Source organism: Tabrizicola caldifontis (genome assembly GCF_004762095.1).
GTDB lineage: Bacteria > Pseudomonadota > Alphaproteobacteria > Rhodobacterales > Rhodobacteraceae > Tabrizicola > Tabrizicola caldifontis.
In genome coordinates this window covers 77,583-95,564 of record NZ_SIJH01000013.1, presented here as the reverse complement: position 1 = coordinate 95,564, position 17,982 = coordinate 77,583, and the positions used below count along the sequence as shown (strand labels likewise).

Below are 17,982 nucleotides of genomic sequence, written 5' to 3'. Positions count from 1 at the left end.
GAGACAACGATGCAGAGCATTCCCTTCGGCCGTACAGGCCGCATGACCACCCCGATCGGCTTCGGCGCGTGGGCCATTGGCGGCACCTGGGGCGAGGTCAGTGTCGAGGACGCGAAGGCCACGCTGCACGCCGCGCTCGACGAAGGCATGACCTTCATCGACACCGCCGATGTCTATGGTGACGGGCGGTCGGAACGCATCATCCGCGAGGTTCTGGCCGAACGGCCGGGCGAGCGGCCCTTCGTCGCCACCAAGGCCGGGCGCCGGCTTTCGCCGCATGTCGCCGAAGGCTACACCGCCGCCAACCTAGAATCCTTCATCGATCGATCGCTGCTGAACCTGGGGGTAGAGCGGCTTGACCTTGTGCAACTGCACTGCCCGCCGACACCGGTCTATTCCGACCCAGAGGTATTTGCCGCCCTTGACGCGATCAAGGCCAAGGGCAAGATCGCCGACTACGGCGTATCGGTCGAGACGGTCGAGGAAGCCCGCACAGCGATCCGCCAGCCCGGCGTGGTGTCGGTGCAGATCATCTACAACCTGTTCCGCATGAAGCCTGCCGAGCTTTTCTTCCCGGAAGCCAAGGCAAAGAACGTGGCAATCATCGCCCGGGTTCCGCTGGCTTCGGGCCTTCTGACCGGGAAGATGACGAAGGACAGCCAGTTTGCCCCTGACGACCACCGCAGTTTCAACCGCAACGGCGAGGCATTCGACAAGGGCGAAACCTTCTCTGGCGTTCCCTTCGAGGTGGCACTCGAGGCAGTGGAAGAACTGCGTCCGCTGGTGCCGGCAGGTGCCACGATGGCGGCCTTCGCCTTGCGCTGGATCCTGATGGAGGATGCGGTGACGGTGGTCATTCCCGGCGCGAAGTCGCCGGCACAGGCCCGGGCCAATGCCGCGGCGGCTGCGATGCCTCCCCTGTCGCCGGCGGTGATGGAGAAGGCCCGCGAGATCTACACCCGCCTTATCGCCCCCCATGTCGCACACCTGTGGTGACCGGGGCAGAGTTCCATCAGGTCAAGCTGCAAGGGTTCTTGAATACTCTTGCAGCCCTTACACCGGCAGCAAGGCCACGGCGACCCGCCGTCCCTCGCCCAGAAGCACGTTATAGGTGCGGGCGGCAGCGGGCGAGGCCATGATCTCGACCCCGATCCCCTGCCCTTCCAGCGCCTCGCGGAAGGCCTGGGGCACATGCTGGATCGTTGCGCCGGTACCGACGAACAGGACGTCGATCCTGCCTTCCAGCGACAGCGGCGCAGCGATGTCATCATAGCCGCCCCAGGGTCCGGCATCCCACGGCGTGATCAGGCAGGCCCCGCGCAGCACATGGCCCGCAACGCGGAAAAAGCCCGGGCCATAGCCCTCGATTGCCCGGGCCGAACCGTAGGTGACCTCGGTCAGGCGCATCAGGCTTCGACTTCGGCGAATTCGTTGCCGGCCTTCGGTTTCTTTGGCTTGTCGCCGCGGTCAAGCCCGATGAACAGCACCAGGTTCTTGGCCACGAAGACCGAGGAATAGGTACCAAGCACCACGCCGATGAATATTGCCAAGGTAAAGCCGCGGATCACGTCGCCGCCAAAGATCAGCATCGCGCCCAGCGCCATCAGCGTCGTGCCCGAGGTCATGATCGTGCGGCTAAGGGTTTCGTTCACCGACAGGTTCATCACGTCCTTCAGTGGCATAGTCTTGTATTTCAACAGGTTTTCCCGCAACCGGTCGAAGACGACCACCGTGTCGTTGATCGAATAGCCCAGAATCGTCAGCAGGGCGGCAATGATTGTCAGGTCGAACTTGATCTGGAAGACCGCAAAGATGCCGATGACGATGAAGATGTCATGCAACAGCGCCACCACGCTGCCCACGGCGAACTGCCATTCGAAGCGCAGCCAGATATAGACCATGATGCAGGCCGAGGCCGCGACCATCGCGGTGATCGCCTTCCAGATCAGCTCTCCGGAAACCTTGGGCCCGACCGATTCCACCGAAGGAAAGGTGATCGTCGGGTCCACCCGCTGCAAGGCCGCCTCGACCTGGGCAATGGTTTCGGGTGTCACCGCCTCCTGCCCCTCCAGTGGCGAAATACGCACCTGTGCCACATGCTGGTTTTCGGCAAAGGTGGGGTCGAAGACCTGGGTGATCGCCACATCGCCAAGGTCAAGCCCCGCCAGCGCCTGACGATAGGCTGCCACATCGATCGGCTGCGTCGCCTCGGTGCGGATCGTGGTGCCGCCGCGGAAGTCGATGCCGAAGTTCAGCCCCATCACCGCCCAGGCGATGATGGCGACAACGGTCAGCAACATCGACCCGCCGAAGGTCAGCCACTGCGCACGGAAGAAGTCGATGTTGGTCTTTTCGGGGACGACACGAAGACGGAAGGCCATGGTTCTGATCCCTTACACGACGACAGTCGCGGGCCGGCGCGCGCGATACCAGAATTCAACGAACAGCCGGGTCACGAACAGGGCCGTGAAGACCGAGGTGATGATCCCGATGCCCAGCGTTACGGCAAAGCCGCGCACCGGGCCGGCGCCAACCGCAAACAGCACGACAGCCGTGATGAAGGTCGTGATGTTGGCGTCAACAATCGCGCTTTTCGCGCGTTCGTAGCCCAGTTCGATCGCGCGACCGGCGTTCCTGTTCTGCCGCAATTCCTCGCGGATGCGCTCGAAGACCAGCACGTTGGCATCAACCGCCATGCCGATCGTCAGCACGATCCCGGCGATCCCCGGCAGGGTCAGCGTGCCGCCGACAGCCGACAATGCGGCAAAGATCAGCGCCATGTTGATCACCAGCGCGACGTTGGCGAACAGCCCGAACAGGCCGTAGCTCGCCAGCATGTAAAGCACGACCGCAGCACCCGCGACCAGGGCGGCAACCTTGCCGGCATCGATCGAATCCTGGCCCAGTTCGGGGCCGATGGTGCGTTCCTCAAGGAAGTTCATTTCGGCCGGCAGGGCGCCCGCGCGCAGCAACACGGCAAGCCGGGTCGATTCCTCGACCGTGAAGTTCCCGGTGATGATGCCAGAGCCACCCGGAATGTGGCTCTGGATCACCGGGGCCGAGATCACCTCGTTGTCCAGCACGATGGCGAAAGGCGCACCGATATTTGCGGCCGTATAGTCGCCGAACTTGCGCGCGCCCGAACTGTCGAAACGGAAGCTTACCGCCGGCCGGTTGTTCTGGTCGAACGAGGGCTGGGCATCAACCAGCTGCTCGCCCGACACAACCGGTGTTTCCTCGACAATGTAATAGACCCCCGGTTCGTCCATCGACGGCAAGAGAAGGTTGCGCGGCCCGGGGTTCGCGCCGGCATCGGTCGTGCGACTTACCACCGCGTTGAAGGTCAGCTTTGCCGTGGTGCCGATCAGTGCCTTCAGCTCTGCCGCCGAGCCGATGCCCGGCACCTGGATCAGCACCCGGTCCTCGCCCTGGCGCATGATCGTCGGTTCGCGGGTGCCGGCCTGGTCAACCCGGCGGCGGATGATTTCCAGCGACTGTTGCAGGGTGCGGTTGTCCGTGGCCTGCTTTTCCGCCTCGGAGAGCTGGATCACGATGTCGTTGCCCTCGGCGGTCACGTCGATCGTGCTTTGCCCGACACCGGTCAGACTCATCACGCCGGTGCCAAGGCCGCGCACCGCCTCCAGTGCGGCGGCCATGCCCTCGGGCCTTTCGATCGTCACCCGCAGGATCCCGTCGGGCGAAGGTGCGCGCCGCACGGCACCCACCTGGTCGCGCAGCGGCCGCAGCGCATCGCGCACATCGGGCCACATCGCATCCATCCGCGACTTGTAGACATCCTCGACCTTGACTTCGGCCAGCAGATGCGCGCCACCGCGAAGATCAAGACCCAGGTTCACCAGCGCCGAGGGCAGGAAATCGGGCCATTCGGCGCGGGCGGCCAACTGTTCTGGCGTTGCAGTTCCTCCCGCCGCTTCGATCGCGGCAACCGCGTCATTGTGGCGCTCCACCCGTGCGTAGAACAGGTTCGGGATCGCCCCCACGATCCCCCAGGCACAGACCAGCAGGATCAGGATACGCTTCCACAGCGCCATGGGTTCCATGGGTCAGAGCCTCAGCTTGCCGCAGGTTCGGTCTTGTTCAGCAGGCTGGTGATCGTGTGCTTCACCACCTTGACCTTGATTCCATCGGCAATCTCGACCTCGATCATGCCGTCCTCCTGCACCTTCGAGACCTTTCCCACGATGCCGCCCGCGGTCACCACCTGGTCGCCACGGCGCAGGCCGTCGACCATGGCACGGTGTTCCTTCATCCGCTTCTGCTGCGGCCGGATCAGCAGGAAGTAGAAGATCACGAAGATCAGGATGATCGGCAGGAACTGCGCGACGGCGGCCCCGGCTCCGGGAGCTCCGGCGGCCTGGGCGAAGGCGGGAGAGACGAACATGGGCATCCTTTCCTGCGGGCCGGGGCACGCCCGGCAAGGTGTTCGGCCGGGTCCAGCCCGGCAATCGTCGGCTCATGTAAGCCCTTTCGCGCCGCTTTGCCAGAGGGTGCGGGCGCCATTGCCCGCCCCTGACTACCCCTGCATCCGCGCGCGATTCGGGCCACATGCTCGACCGCTGTCGCACCAGGCGCGGGCAGAGATGGAAGCAACACGCAAGAAAGCGCGGCGCAAAAGCAGTGGTGCCCCGCCGTTTCCGACACCTTGGCGTCATTCGCCGGCCTCGTCATCGCGCCGCGCTTCCCTTCCGCATCATGTTGCCCCAAAACACAGTCCCCCCATCCGAAGCCCTGCACCCGACACCTTCCCCCTTGCCCGGCAATCGGGCATAGAGCGTCAGACGAACCGAAGGGGGCCACGCCATGCACGACATCCGCTTCATCCGCGAAAACCCCGCCGCATTCGACGCGGCGCTTGCCCGTCGCGGGCTGTCGCCGATGGCGGCCGAGCTTCTGGCGATCGATGAGGCGCGGCGGTCGAAGATCCTGGCGGCGGAAACTGCGGCGGCGGCGCAGAATGCCGCCTCGAAGGAGGTGGGCGCCGCAAAGGCGCGCGGGGATGAGGCCGAGTTTCAGCGGCTTCGTGCCCTGGTGGCCGAGAAGAAGGCCGAGGGTGCCCGGTTGACTGCCGAAGCCGATGCCGAGGATGCGCGCCTGAAGGATGCCCTTGCCCGCATCCCCAACATGCCGCTGGACGACGTGCCCGACGGCCCGGACGAAACGGCGAACGTCGAGATCAGACGCTGGGGCACGCCCCGTGTGATGGACTTCAAGCCACTGGAACATTTCGACATTCCGGCAGCCAGGGGCGGCCTGGATTTCCCGACCGCAGCGAAACTTTCGGGCAGCCGTTTTGTGGTGATGCGCGGCGCGGTGGCGCGAGTCCATCGGGCGCTTGCGCAATTCATGTTGGACCTGCACACCCAGGAACACGGGCTGGCCGAAACCTGGACGCCGGTCCTCGTCAAGGAAGAGGCCATGTTCGGCACCAACCAGCTGCCGAAATTCGCCGAGGACAGCTATCAGACCACCAACGGCTGGTGGCTGATCCCGACCTCGGAGGTCACGCTTACCAATTCGGTCGCGGGCGAGATCCTGGACGAGGCGGCCCTGCCCATCCGCCTGACCGCCCACACCAGCTGCTTCCGGTCCGAGGCGGGCAGCGCGGGCAAGGACACCACTGGCATGCTGCGCCAGCACCAGTTCGAGAAGGTCGAGATGGTGACGATCTGCACGCCGGAAACCGCCCTTGCCGAACACGAACGCATGACGAAATGTGCCGAGGCTGTGCTGGAACGACTGGAACTGCCCTACCGGACCATCGTGCTTTGCACTGGCGACATGGGCTTCGGCGCGCAGAAGACGCATGACCTGGAGGTCTGGCTGCCCGGCCAGAACACCTATCGCGAGATTTCCAGCGTCTCGACCTGCGGGCAGTTCCAGGCCCGGCGGATGAACGCGCGCTACCGCCCTGCAGGCGGCGGCAAGCCGGAATTCGTGGCAACTCTGAACGGCTCGGGCCTCGCCGTCGGACGTTGCCTGATCGCGGTCTTGGAAAACGGGCAGCAGGCGGACGGCTCGGTCACGCTTCCGCAGGCCCTTGTCCCCTATCTTGGCGGAAAGACGCGGATCACGGCCGATGGTGTGCTGGTCTGACGGATCCGAAACCAGCCGGTGCGCGTAATATCACCATGACACGCGCACCCGCCCTGATCCTGCTTGCCGCGACACTGGCCTTCGGGCTGGCGCCATTCGTCACACCGCCCTTCACCGGCTACGACCCGGCGTTGTTTCCGGTGCAGATCGGTCGGCCCTTCATCCAGCCCGCAGGTTATGCCTTTGCGATCTGGTCGCTGATCTATGCCTGGTTGATCCTGCACGCCGTTTTCGGCCTCTTGCGACGTGCCGACCACCCTGCATGGGCGCCCACGCGCCTGCCGCTGACGCTGGCGGTTCTGGTTGGCTCTGGCTGGCTGTGGATTGCCGGAACTTCGGCAACCTGGGGCACGGTGACGATCTGGATCATGGCCTTCGCCGCGCTGACTGCCTTTCTCCGTTCCCCGACCGAGCCCGACCGCTGGCTTCTCAGCGCGCCCACGGCAATCTTCGCGGGCTGGCTGACGGCAGCTGCGGCCGTGTCCACCGGCGTTCTGATTGCCGGCTACGGCATCCTGTCCAATACCGGGTCTGCCCTGGGAATGCTTGCCCTGGTGCTGCTGCTGGCCATTGCGGTGCAGTCCCGCAAGCCCGGGATGCCGATTTACGGGCTGACCGTGATCTGGGCCCTGGGCGGCGTCGTTGCAGCGAACTGGGGCACACAGATGGCCGTGGCATGGGCCGCCGCAGGTGGCGCGTTGATCATGCTGGTGCGCCTTGCCCTTGATCTGCGCCGCACCTGAACCTGCGGCACGGCCCCTGCCCGCTCCCGTCAGTCCCGCTTCTTGTCGATATGCTTGCGAAGGCGCGACGGCGTATGGAACTTGCGGTCCTTGAACGGGTTCTGGTCGCCCTGAGACCGCAGGAACAGCCGGATCGGCGTTCCCGGCATGTCGAAATGGTCGCGCAGCCCGTTGATCAGATACCGCTTGTAGCTTTCCGGCAGCTCGTCGGGGCGCGAACACTTGATGACGAAGCCAGGCGGCCTGGTCTTGGCCTGGGTCATGTAACGCAGCTTGATCCGGTGCCCGCCGGGCGCCGGCGGCGGATGCGCCTCGGTCATCGCGCCAAGCCATGAGTTCAGCTTCGCCGTGGGAATGCGACGGTTCCAGACGTCATGCGCCTTCAGGATCGCATCGTGCAGCCGGTCGAGCCCCCGGCCCGTCTTGGCTGACACCGTCACCAGCGGCGCGCCACGCAACTGGGGCAAGAGGCGATCGAACATCTCTTTCAGTTCGGCCAGCTTTTCCTGCTTGCCTTCTTCCAGATCCCACTTGTTCACCGCCACGACGACCGCGCGACCCTCGGTCTCGGCGAAATCGGCGATGCGCAGATCCTGGGTCTCGAAGGGGATTTCCACGTCGAGCAGAACCACCACCACCTCGGCAAAGCGCACCGCACGCAAGCCATCTGCGACCGACAGCTTTTCCAGCTTCTCGACCACCTTCGCCTTCTTGCGCATCCCCGCCGTATCCCAGATGCGAACCGGCGTGCCCAGCCATTCGGTGCGCACGGAAATCGCGTCGCGGGTGATGCCGGCCTCGGGTCCGGTCAACATCCGGTCTTCGCCAAGGATCCTGTTGATCAGCGTGGATTTTCCTGCATTCGGGCGACCGATCACGGCAATCTGGAGCGGCTTCTGCCGGGTCGGTCGATGGGCGGTCTCGTCCGCCTCAAGTGCAGCCTCCTCTTCGGAAATCTCGGTATCGGTTTCCGGCAGGATTTCGGCCTCGCGGGCGGCGAATTCCGCCTCGAAGGGCTTCAGCGCGCGGTAAAGGTCATCCAGCCCCTCGCCATGTTCGGCAGACAGACGGATAGGCTCGCCCAAGCCCAGGCTGTAGGCTTCCAGCGCGCCGGCATCCCCCGCCTTTCCTTCGGCCTTGTTGACACCAAGCAGGACGCGGGCGGCCTTCTTGCGCAGGATGTCGGCAAAAACCTCGTCCGACGGGGTCACACCCACCCGGCCGTCGATCAGGAACAGGCAGACATCGGCCATGTCCACCGCGCGTTCGGTCAGGCGTCGCATCCGCCCCTGCAGGCTGTCGTCGGTGACATCCTCCAGTCCCGCCGTGTCGATCACGGTGAAACGCAGGTCAAAGAGCTTTGCGTCACCTTCCCGCAGGTCGCGCGTCACGCCCGGCTGATCATCGACCAGCGCGAGCTTCCGCCCGACCAGCCGGTTGAACAGCGTCGATTTGCCCACGTTGGGCCGGCCCACGATGGCAAGCGTGAAGGTCATGTCTCAGGTCCGTTTCCTGCGAAGCGCCCCCGATACACGGGTTCGCCCCTAACGGAAAGCGTGAAGTTGCCCGTTGCCGCTGACAACGTAGAGCACACCCCCCGCCACCGCCGGCTGTGCCGCTGCACCCCCCGGAATTTCGGTGCTGTAGGTCAGGCTGCCATCCTCGGGGTTGAAGGCACGCAACAGGCCATCGGACGACACGACCATCACACGACCGCCCGCCAGGACCGGGCCGTAATGCGCGTAAATCCCCTTGCGGCGCTTGATCTTGTCGTTGGTGAAATAGGGCATCGGCACGGCCCAGATCACCTCGCCCGTGGCCGCGTCCAGCCGCACCAGCTCGGCCTCGTCATTCACCAGGAAGACCGACCCGCCGCCGACCGCGACCGGGCCCAGCGCACCTTCGTCCGCCGACCAGATCCGCTCGCCCGAAGAGGCCGAGATCGCCACTGTGCGTCCAGCGGCCGTCCCGGCGTACATCACCTTGCCGTCGATCACCGCGTCGCCGGTGACATCGGCGCTGTAGGCATAGGCGCGGCCCAGCCGCTTGCCGGCCAGAGACACCTGCCAGATCTTCGTGCCGCCACCAATCTTCAGCACGGCCATCAGGTCGCCGGCGTTGGTCGGAAAGATCACCGCCCGGTCACCAACCGTAGGGGCCGCCGTGCCCAGATATCCCGCCGTGCCCGGCGTACCGACCACCTGCCACAGCACCTTGCCATCCGCGGCATCCATCGCCCAGGCGCCGCCGTCGCGGGCGCTGACATAGACAGCCGCACTATCCGTCGCCGGCGCACCCATCACCGGCGCATCCACGCGCTGCCGCCACAGCACTTCTCCGGTCCCTGCGTTCAGCGCCACGACCTCGCCGAAGCCCGTGGTCACGAACAACCGTTCGCCCGATACGGCCAGACCGCCCCCCGGAAGGCCGCCGCCCCGGTCGAACCCGGCCGAGACATCCGTCCTCCATAGAACTGCCCCGCCGGTCGAGGTTGCCTGCACCGCAGACCCCGAGTCGATGGTGAACACCCTTCCGCCCGAGACGACGGGCGCGGCAGAGACGCGGTGCTTGCGGTTCGAACCTGACCCTACATTCGCCGTCCAGACCCGCTGCGGGGTGGCGGATAGGGCGGCATGCGGCATCAGGTGCCGCGCGTTGCCAGCGCGATGCGTCCATTCGTCCAAGGCGACCTGCGGCGGCAAGCTGATCGGCTGGCTTGCATTCTCGCGTTCGGCCGGGGCCGTCGGTGCGGGCTGCCCCTCGACCGGCACGCTGGCGGCAAGATCGGCGCGCACCGGAAAGCGTTCGCCTTGCAGGATCACTTCCTTCTGGCCGCAGGCGGCCAGAAGGGCAATCAGCCCCGCACCTGTCATAAGCCTGATCGTCATGCCTGCCATCTGACAAGATCCCATCGCTCAGCCCGCCGATGCTTCGGGCAATGTGCCACCAAGCGCCGTGACCATCTGGCCAAGCCGCGCACGCAGTGCGCCCGAGGCTTCCTCGTCCTGCATCAGGGTGGTCATCGCGGTTACCGCTTCGTCCGTCCGGCCTTCCTCGATCAGAAGATAGGCCAGAAGTTCGGCCGCCAGAGGCCGATAGGGCCGGCCCGGCTGGGCGATCTCTTCCAGTGCGGCGCGACGGTCAGTCAGCGGCATGTCGGCCCCGGCAACCAGAACCCGACGCAACACTGCAAGATCGCGATAGGTCGGCGCCAAGGTTGCATCCGCAGCCACCCGATCCAGCGCGGCAAGTGTGGCGGTGCGGTCCTCGGCAGGGTCCGACGCAATGACCAGCTGCAGAAGCACAGTCTGCGCCCCATCGGTCGGGATCGCGGCCAGCGCCTCACGGCGTTCGTCGGGGGCCCCGAGGTCCAGCGCGTCGATCAGCGCATCGCCGAAGGCCTGCGCCCGCGCCTCGGCCCTTGATTTCGTCCACTCGGTCCAGATCGTTCCGCCGACCAGCGCAACCACCAGAAGAATGCCGATCCAGCCGTATTTGCGAAACAGCGAGAACAGCCGATCGCGGCGCACCTCTTCGGTGACTTCTTCGATGAAACTGTCGGGATTGCTCACGCGCCTTGCCTCTGTCATCGCCTTGCCCCGTCTTACAGGCAAAGCCCGCGCGTTGCCAAGCCCTGCCCGGCCGCACCTTCAGGTCAGAATCTTGTCGGAAGCCCCAGGTTGCGGCGGAAACCCGCGATCCGTTCCTCATAGCCGGCGGGAAGCGTTCCGTTGGCCTCCATCTCTTCCAGAATGGCCAGAGCCTCGCGGTTTTCGGGCGTCGGATCGGCCAGAAGGATGGCGGTCCGGTCAAGCGCCTCGGCATTGCGACCAAGCTCCAGCAGCACCGAGGAAAGCTCGTTCTCGGTGTAGGAAAGATCACGCAGCAAGGCGATGTCATCCGGCTGCGCGCCTGCCAGCTCGGTTCGTAGTCGCAGCCCTTCGACAAGCAATGGTTCGGCCGCGCCGGGATTGCCGTCGCCGACATGAAGCACGGCAAGCTTCATCAGCGAAAAGGCCGTATCTCGCCTGTATTGCGACACCGTCGGATCCGCCGCCACCATCGACTGCGGCAGCAGCAGCGTCTCCTGATGCAGGAACATGGCCCCGGCGCGGTAGCCCATCGCCAGCTTGACATCACCGACCCGTTCCAGCGCCACGCCCAAGTCGTGCTGGCGCGGCAGATTGCCCGGATCAAGTGGCACGATTCCTTCCCGCAGCCGGCGTTAACTTTCCTGCGCCTCAAGCGCGGCCACCAGGTCGTTCTGGCTTAGGTAGACATCCCCCAGACGTTCGTGACTGACCGAAAGATCGCGCTGCCAAAGCATGTTGGTGGGGTCGAGAGCGGCCAGTTTCTCGCGGATGGCGACGGCTGCCTGATGGGCCAGCAACGCCGAATCGGCGTCGCCGCGCAGTTTGTTGATGTCACCGATGCGTTCGACAGTCACCGACAGGTCGCGCAGACGCAGCTTGTTTTCCGGATCCATCGCGGCCAGATCCTCGCGGATCTCCAGGGCCTTGCCATAGCTTTCCAGCCCCCCGTCATAATCGCCATCGGCAACAAGAGTGTCGCCGATGCGTTCGAAGCTGACCGAAAGATCGCGCCGGATTTCCTGGTCTTCCGGGAATTCCTCGGCCAGTGCCGCCGTCACTTGCAGCGAGATGGTGAAGGCCGCCTTGCCCAGCCGCCGGATGGACTGGTAGTCATCCACCGCCTGCATCAGGGCCACGCACCTTTCTGCCAGCGCGGCCGTCACCAACCCAAGCCAGAGCAACATTCCCGGTACGGCGCGTCGCAGCATCGCACACCCGGTTTGCGATAGCCGCAGAATGCGGGGGCCCTGGCGGATGGTCAAAGGAAAATGCCTGCCTTCCCCGGCTCTTCCGGGGAAGGGCAGTCACGCCGCCGCGATCACTCGGCAGCCTCGGCCGCTGCCTTGTCTTCCTCGGCCGACTGACGCTCCCACATCAGGGCATAGCGGCCACGCCGCGCCAGAAGCTCTTCATGCCGGCCCTGTTCGACGATGCGGCCATCCTCCATCACGATGATCTGGTCGGCATCGGCGATGGTCGACAATCGGTGCGCAATCATGATGACGCTGCGGCCCTGCCCCATTTCGCGCAGGCTTTCCTGGATGGAGCGTTCCGTCTGCGTGTCCAACGCCGAGGTCGCCTCGTCCAGCACAAGGATGGGCGGGTTCTTCAGCAGCGTCCGGGCGATCCCCACCCGCTGCTTTTCGCCACCCGAAAGCTTGAGCCCGCGTTCGCCAACCACCGTGTCATAGCCCTGCGGCAGGCGCATGATGAAGTCGTGGATCTTCGCAGCCTTCGCCGCGGCCTCGATCTCTTCACGGGTCGCATCGGCCCGGCCGTAGGCGATGTTGTATAGGATCGTGTCGTTGAACAGCACCGTATCCTGCGGCACCACGCCGATGGCCTGGTGCAGCGAACTCTGCGTGACCTGCCGGATGTCCTGCCCGTCGATGCGAATCGCACCGTCCTGGATGTCGTAGAAGCGGAATAGCAGCCGCCCGATCGTGGACTTGCCCGAACCCGAAGGACCGACCAGGGCCACCCGTTCGCCCGGGGCGACACGGAAGCTGATCCCTTTCAGGATCTCGCGTTCCGGCTCGTAATGGAAATGCACGTTGTCGAAGACGATCTCGCCGCCCCGCACCTCCAGCGGTCTTGCATCGGGCGCATCGGTCACTTCGGCCGGCTGGGCCAGCAGGCCGAACATCTCGCCCATGTCCACCAGCGCCTGCCGGATCTCGCGGTAGACGGTGCCAAGGAAGTTCAGCGGCATGGTGATCTGGATCATGTAGGCGTTGACCATGACGAAATCGCCCACGGTCAGCGTGCCCGCCCGCACGCCCAGCGCGCTCATCGCCATGACGATGACAAGGCCCGAGGTGATCAGGAAGGCCTGCCCGACGTTCAGAAAGGATAGCGACAGCCCGGTCTTGACCGCCGCCGCCTCATACCGGCGCATCGCACTGTCATAACGCTCTGCCTCGCGTTGTTCGGCGTTGAAATACTTCACCGTCTCGAAGTTCAGCAGGCTGTCGATGGCCTTCTGGTTGGCGTCGGTGTCCTGGTCGTTCATCTCGCGCCGCAGCTTCACGCGCCACTCGGTGACCTTGAAGGTAAAGGCGACATAAAGTGCGATGGTAACGACGACGACCGCGGCATACTGCCATCCGAAGACCCAGGCGAATATCGCCGCGACCATGGTCAGTTCCAGGATCAGCGGCCCGATGGACAGAAGCATGAAGCGCAGAAGGAAATCGACGCCCTTCACCCCACGTTCGACGATGCGGCTCAGGCCACCGGTCTTGCGGGTGATGTGATAGCGCAGGGACAGGCGGTGGATATGGGTGAAGGTCTCGATCGCCAGCCGCCGGATCGCCCGCTGACCGACGCGGACGAAGACCGCGTCGCGAAGTTCGCCGAACAGCACCGCGCCCAACCGCGCCATGCCGTAGGCAATGACCAGACCGACGGCACCAAAGCCCAGAAGCATTCCGGGGTCTGCTGCCGTCTGGCTGGCAAGGCTGTCCACCGCAAGCTTGTAGATATAGGGCGTCAGCACCGAAACCAGCTTCGCCAGCACCAGAAAACCCATGGCGGCCACGACGCGGCGCTTGACCCAGCCCTGCCCCGCTGGCCAGAGATAGGGCGCCACGCGGCGCATGGTCTGCCAGCCAGAAGCGGGCGCGCCCGCGGCATCGGCAGAAGTGGCATTGGCAGTCAGTCGGCGCATGGGTCTGTCCCGGTGATCCCCGGCCCTGCGGCATTGCGGGAGGGCGCGGGTTAGTCTATGGTCATTTCAACCGTTCTTGAATAGTTGAACGATGGAGCGAAGTAAAGTGGATCGCAGCACGGTCCTTGCGGCCCTGTCAGCCATGGCGCACGAGACGCGGCTTGACCTGATCCGCCTTCTGGTGCGGCGCGGCCCCGCAGGTATGGCGGCAGGGCAGATTGCGCAAGCCCTTGCGGTGCCTGCGCCGCGTCTTTCATTCCATCTGGCCGCGCTGGAGCAGGCCGGCCTCGTCCGGTCGCGTCGGGCGGCGCGGAACGTGATCTATGCGGCCGATACCGGCGCAATCGGCCGAACCATCGGCTATCTTCTGGCCGATTGCTGCTGCGACCATCCCGATGTCCGGGCGGCCTGCAGCCATGGGCAGAACGGCGTTCAGGGCAGCTCGGGCACAGTGAAGACCTGACCAGGATAGATCAGGTCAGGATCCCTGATCTTGTCGCGGTTCGCCTCGAACACCTGGACGTAAAGCATACCTTCGCCATAGCGTTGCTGCGCGATGCCCCAAAGCGTATAGCCCGGCTGCACCGTCACGGTCACGGGGCGCAGCGGTTCGGGGGCAGCCTCGGCAACCACCGATGCGGCCACTTCGGCGGCAGGGGCCGCTTCGATCGCTTCAGGTCCGGGCACGACTTCGGCCTGCGGCTGCGGCATGGCTTCAACGGGGGCTTCGGCCACGGCCACGGGCTCGGACGCGACTGTGGGTTCTTCGGCCGCCACATCCGGCTGCGGCACTGGTTCGGAGACCTGCGCGGGGGCCGCAGCGGACACCGGTTCCGTCACCGGCTCTGCGGTCGCGGCCACCTGGGCAGGGGGTGTTTCCGGCACGACGGGTTCAGCCATGGCGACCTCTGCCACCGGGGCTTCGGGAGCCACGGCATCTTCGGCCGGCGCCTCTGCAACGGGAATCTCAGCCACCGGGGGCTCTGCCACGGTCGCGCTATCGGGTTCGGACACCGGGGCTTCCGGCACTGCCGCAGGTCCGGCCGCAGCTGCCAGCGCCTCAAGCGTTTCGCGCTTGAACGGGGTTTCGAAGCGCGAGGTCACCTTGCCGTCGGGGCCCAGTTGATCGACCCGCAGCACATAGATCCCCGGTGCCGTATCGCCCAGCGTCACAAGCCACCGTCCATCGCCCGGAACGGCCAGTTCCGCAACCGGCGCATTGTCCAGGTAAAGCCGCAGCGGCGCCCCCGGCGCACCCCGTCCCCCGATCCGGACCGCGCCATCGGGCGCATAGGTGATCGTGTCGATCATTACCTGCGCCGGCGGCAGCGGTTCGGCTTCGGGCTGGTCCTGCAAAACCACTGCGCCCTCATCGGTGAGCAGAAGGGCCTGAGGGGCAGCAGGTTCCGCCACCGGCGCGGCTTCGGCACCCTCTGCCGCCGGTTCGGCAGCGGCCAGCTTCGGCCCTTCGATCGGCCCCAGCGCCACCATCTGGTCCGACGCCACCACTTCACCACCTTCCGCGGCCATGGTCAGCCACATCAGGCTGGGCTCGGGGTTGGGGGCCAGGGTGAACTGAACCACGAACTGGCCAGAGGCCAGCGCCCGCCCGGTCGCAACCGCCCGCCCGTCAACCAGAACCTCGATCGCCGCCTCGGGGGCGGCAAGCCCGGCGATCAGCGCGTCGCCATCAGGTGCCACGCGCCAGGTATCGATTCTGGGCAGGGCAGCCAAGGCCGGGCTTTGCGTTTCCGCTGCGGCCTCTGGCTCGGCGGCCGCTTCAGGGGCAGGCTCGGCGGCAGGCGCAGGCTCGGGTGCCGCTTCGGGTGCGGTTTCGGGTGCCGGTTCAGACACCAAAGCGGGCTCGACCGGCTGCAGCGCCCTCCAACCGACATACCCGACCGCGGCCACCGCGATACCGCCAAGCGCAACGATCAGAGCCCGCGTTCCCGGGCCCATGGCACCCCATGCCGACATTCCCATCTCCCCGACCGCACGGTTTCTGCCGCGCCGCTTTTCTTGCACTCAGGAATCTTTATATCGCACGACAAAGCAACCGTTTTCGGGATCCCGGCATGTCAAGCCTCTCGATCTGCGTCTTCTGTGGCTCGCGCCCCGGTGCGCGACCCTCCTATGTCGAGGCTGCGCGCGCCACAGGGGCCGTCTTTGCCCGCAACGGCTGGCGACTGGTCTATGGTGCAGGCGATGTCGGGATCATGGGGGCAGTCGCGCATGCTGCCATCTCCGCCGGGGCGGCGACGCTGGGGGTGATCCCCACCCATCTTCTTGGGAAAGAACGCGAAACACGGGACCGCGCGAATCTTGTCATTACCGAAGACATGCACGAGCGGAAGAAGGTCATGTTCATGAACTCGGATGCCGTTGTGGTGCTGCCTGGGGGTGCCGGGTCGATGGACGAGTTCTTCGAGGTTCTGACCTGGGCGCAGATCGGGCTGCATGCCAAGCCGATCCTGCTGCTTGATGTCGAAGGCTACTGGCGCCCGCTGCTTGCCCTGATCGACCACGTCATCGCCGAAGGCTTCGCCGCCCCGTCGCTGAAGCGGCTGTTCACGGTCGTGCCGGATGTGCCATCGCTGGAGGCCACCCTGGTTGCCCTGCGCCCCCCAGCCATGCCAGCACATGATGCGGGCTGAAGGCAGCTGCACGATGGCCGCCAGTCCCGCCCGCATTGCCTTCGTCACAATGGTCCGTGACGACCATTTCTTTCTTCGCATCTGGGTGGACTACTATGCCCGGCACGTCCCGCGGCATCATCTGTTCATCCTGATGGACGGGTTCGATCAGACCCCGCCCGATTTCGCCGCCGGATGCCAGATCATCACCCTGCCCCGAAGCGAACCCGGCCCCGGCTGGGACATGAAGCGCTGGACCATGCTTGCGGATGTCAACGCCATGCTGCTGGGGCGGTTCGACGTGGTCGTGCTGAACGACGTGGACGAGATCATCGTGCCCGACCCTGCCTGCGGCATCCCGCTTCTGGATGCCGTGGCCCGCGCGCGCGAGGTGGGGGTGATCAGCCCCTTTGCGGTCGAAGTGGTGCACCGTTACGACCTCTGCCCCGACCGGATCGACCCAGACCGGCCGATCCTGCGCCAGCGACCGCATGTGCGGGTGAATTCCTCTTACGCAAAGCCCTGCATTTCCTCGGCAAGGCTGAAGTGGTCCTTGGGGGGGCACAGGTCCGACTTTCCGCAGCTTAACCTGGACAATTGCCTGTTCCTGTTCCACTTGCGCTATCTGGACCGCGACATGTTGCTCTCACGGCAGCAGACAAGACTGGCGATCGCGAATGCCAGAAATGCCGATGAAGCGGAAGTTGCCGGTATCGGCTGGACCAAATCGACGGAAGCCATCGAGCGCTTCCTGATCTCGCTGCAAGCTTCGCCGCCGCAGGAGAAGAACTTCCAGTTCGACTGGCAGCGCAGGCGCATGACGCGCGAGTGGCGTAAGGATGCGAAGGGTGATCTCTGGCGTCACGGAAGGGTCGTGACGTCGCAAACCTACATCATTCCAGAACGCTTCCTCGACGCGTTCTGACAACCCTGAATGGAAGCACAGCGACCCAGACCGCTTGTCGCGCCTGCGCCGCAATGAACAGGACCGCCGAAGGAAGGCTCCGGCGGTCACAGACCTTGCACAAGCCTCGCTTACAGACCAGCGGCGACGGCTTCCCAGTTCACCAGCTTGTCCAGGAAGTTGGTCAGATAGGCCGGGCGCTTGTTGCGGTAGTCGATGTAGTAGGAATGCTCCCAGACATCGCAGCCCAGAAGCGCGGTCTGCCCGAAGCAGAGCGGGTTCACCCCGTTCTCGGTCTTGGTGACCTTGAGGCTGCCGTCCTTGTCCTTGACCAGCCAGCACCAGCCCGAGCCGAACTGGCCCACCCCGGCGGCGGCGAAATCCTCCTTGAACTTCTGCACCGAGCCGAAGGCCTCGGTCAGCGCCTTCTCCAGCTCGCCCGGCATCTTCTTGTTCTCGCCCGGGGCCATCCAGGTCCAGAACATGTTGTGGTTCCAGTGCTGCGAGGCGTTGTTGAAGATGCCGTTCTGCGCCACGGCGCCCGGCTGGTAGGTGCCGCGGATGATGTCCTCTAGCGACTTGTTCTCCCACTCGGTGCCGGCGATCAGCTTGTTGCCGTTGTCCACATAGGCCTTGTGGTGCAGGTCGTGGTGGTATTCCAGCGTTTCCTTCGACATGCCAAGGGAGGCCAGAGCGTCATGCGCGTAAGGAAGATCGGGAAGAGTGAAGGCCATCGGCTTGCTCCTGTTCGGGTGATGCTTGGCAGGAATAAGAGGGTTCGCGGCCGGAAGGTCAAGGGCAACCGGCCGGGATCGACGCGACCGGG

At 65.2% G+C, this 17,982-nt stretch carries 18 protein-coding genes; 6 read left to right on the top strand and 12 right to left on the bottom strand.

Features of this window, described 5'->3' with window-relative positions; genetic code table 11:
- The first annotated feature begins 9 nt into the window (after positions 1 to 9).
- Entirely contained in the window at positions 10 to 996 is a 987-nt protein-coding gene (locus tag EYB42_RS12415; protein ID WP_135450433.1) for an aldo/keto reductase, read from the top strand.
- 57 nt (positions 997 to 1,053) lie between these two features.
- Here the strand turns inward: EYB42_RS12415 and EYB42_RS12410 are convergent, their stop codons facing one another.
- Genes EYB42_RS12410 through yajC form a run of 4 tightly spaced genes read right to left on the bottom strand, consistent with a single transcriptional unit; the run spans position 1,054 to position 4,402 of the window.
- The gene (locus tag EYB42_RS12410; protein WP_135450432.1) at positions 1,054 to 1,407 is read right to left on the bottom strand and encodes an Mth938-like domain-containing protein; all 354 of its coding nucleotides are present in this window, start codon (positions 1,405 to 1,407) and stop codon (positions 1,054 to 1,056) included.
- The gene (secF, locus tag EYB42_RS12405; RefSeq protein ID WP_135450431.1) at positions 1,407 to 2,381 is read right to left on the bottom strand and encodes a protein translocase subunit SecF; all 975 of its coding nucleotides are present in this window, start codon (positions 2,379 to 2,381) and stop codon (positions 1,407 to 1,409) included. Before secF ends, EYB42_RS12410 begins: the two co-directional genes overlap by 1 nt.
- Positions 2,382 to 2,393: 12 nt before the next feature.
- On the bottom strand, positions 2,394 to 4,061 hold the full coding sequence (gene secD / locus EYB42_RS12400) for a protein translocase subunit SecD (RefSeq protein ID WP_135450430.1): 1,668 nt from the start codon (positions 4,059 to 4,061) through the stop codon (positions 2,394 to 2,396).
- A gap of 11 nt (positions 4,062 to 4,072) precedes the next feature.
- Positions 4,073 to 4,402, bottom strand: coding sequence for a preprotein translocase subunit YajC (gene yajC / locus EYB42_RS12395; RefSeq protein WP_135450429.1), 330 nt, complete (start codon positions 4,400 to 4,402; stop codon positions 4,073 to 4,075).
- A 419-nt stretch (positions 4,403 to 4,821) separates the two neighbouring features.
- Here yajC and serS point away from each other — a divergent pair, with 419 nt between their 5' ends.
- Both serS and EYB42_RS12385 read left to right on the top strand, forming a co-directional pair.
- The gene (gene serS / locus EYB42_RS12390) at positions 4,822 to 6,114 is read left to right on the top strand and encodes a serine--tRNA ligase (protein ID WP_135450428.1); all 1,293 of its coding nucleotides are present in this window, start codon (positions 4,822 to 4,824) and stop codon (positions 6,112 to 6,114) included.
- Between the two features lie 35 nt (positions 6,115 to 6,149).
- Positions 6,150 to 6,857: a hypothetical protein gene (locus tag EYB42_RS12385; RefSeq protein WP_135450427.1), complete on the top strand. Its 708-nt coding sequence runs from the start codon at positions 6,150 to 6,152 to the stop codon at positions 6,855 to 6,857.
- Positions 6,858 to 6,886: 29 nt separating this feature from the next.
- On the opposite strand, the gene der is transcribed toward EYB42_RS12385, so the two are convergent.
- From der to EYB42_RS12355, 6 genes are all read right to left on the bottom strand, one after another.
- Complete coding sequence (gene der / locus EYB42_RS12380) at positions 6,887 to 8,353, bottom strand: ribosome biogenesis GTPase Der (RefSeq protein ID WP_135450426.1); 1,467 nt, start codon at positions 8,351 to 8,353, stop codon at positions 6,887 to 6,889.
- Positions 8,354 to 8,401: 48 nt separating this feature from the next.
- Entirely contained in the window at positions 8,402 to 9,745 is a 1,344-nt protein-coding gene (locus EYB42_RS12375) for an outer membrane protein assembly factor BamB family protein (RefSeq protein WP_240784141.1), read from the bottom strand.
- 27 nt (positions 9,746 to 9,772) lie between these two features.
- Positions 9,773 to 10,447, bottom strand: a complete 675-nt coding sequence (locus EYB42_RS12370; RefSeq protein ID WP_240784139.1) for a hypothetical protein — start codon at positions 10,445 to 10,447, stop codon at positions 9,773 to 9,775.
- A gap of 65 nt (positions 10,448 to 10,512) precedes the next feature.
- Positions 10,513 to 11,061 carry a hypothetical protein gene (locus tag EYB42_RS12365; protein ID WP_135450425.1) on the bottom strand — a complete coding sequence of 183 codons (549 nt, stop codon included), beginning with the start codon at positions 11,059 to 11,061 and terminating at the stop codon, positions 10,513 to 10,515.
- 21 nt (positions 11,062 to 11,082) lie between these two features.
- Positions 11,083 to 11,658, bottom strand: coding sequence for a hypothetical protein (locus EYB42_RS12360; RefSeq protein WP_167851012.1), 576 nt, complete (start codon positions 11,656 to 11,658; stop codon positions 11,083 to 11,085).
- A 110-nt stretch (positions 11,659 to 11,768) separates the two neighbouring features.
- On the bottom strand, positions 11,769 to 13,619 hold the full coding sequence (locus EYB42_RS12355; protein WP_135450423.1) for an ABCB family ABC transporter ATP-binding protein/permease: 1,851 nt from the start codon (positions 13,617 to 13,619) through the stop codon (positions 11,769 to 11,771).
- A gap of 106 nt (positions 13,620 to 13,725) precedes the next feature.
- On the opposite strand from EYB42_RS12355, the gene EYB42_RS12350 reads away from it, so the two are divergent.
- Complete coding sequence (locus EYB42_RS12350) at positions 13,726 to 14,082, top strand: ArsR/SmtB family transcription factor (RefSeq protein ID WP_135450422.1); 357 nt, start codon at positions 13,726 to 13,728, stop codon at positions 14,080 to 14,082.
- Here the strand turns inward: EYB42_RS12350 and EYB42_RS12345 are convergent.
- The gene (locus EYB42_RS12345; RefSeq protein ID WP_240784137.1) at positions 14,052 to 15,596 is read right to left on the bottom strand and encodes a LysM peptidoglycan-binding domain-containing protein; all 1,545 of its coding nucleotides are present in this window, start codon (positions 15,594 to 15,596) and stop codon (positions 14,052 to 14,054) included. The genes EYB42_RS12350 and EYB42_RS12345 overlap by 31 nt on opposite strands.
- A 98-nt stretch (positions 15,597 to 15,694) precedes the next feature.
- Between EYB42_RS12345 and EYB42_RS12340 the strand changes: the two genes are divergently transcribed.
- Positions 15,695 to 16,273: an LOG family protein gene (locus EYB42_RS12340; RefSeq protein ID WP_135450421.1), complete on the top strand. Its 579-nt coding sequence runs from the start codon at positions 15,695 to 15,697 to the stop codon at positions 16,271 to 16,273.
- A gap of 13 nt (positions 16,274 to 16,286) precedes the next feature.
- Positions 16,287 to 17,177: a hypothetical protein gene (locus tag EYB42_RS12335; protein ID WP_135450420.1), complete on the top strand. Its 891-nt coding sequence runs from the start codon at positions 16,287 to 16,289 to the stop codon at positions 17,175 to 17,177.
- Positions 17,178 to 17,287: 110 nt separating this feature from the next.
- Here EYB42_RS12335 and EYB42_RS12330 read toward each other — a convergent pair whose 3' ends face one another.
- Complete coding sequence (locus tag EYB42_RS12330) at positions 17,288 to 17,890, bottom strand: superoxide dismutase (RefSeq protein WP_135450419.1); 603 nt, start codon at positions 17,888 to 17,890, stop codon at positions 17,288 to 17,290.
- Positions 17,891 to 17,982 lie beyond the last annotated feature (92 nt).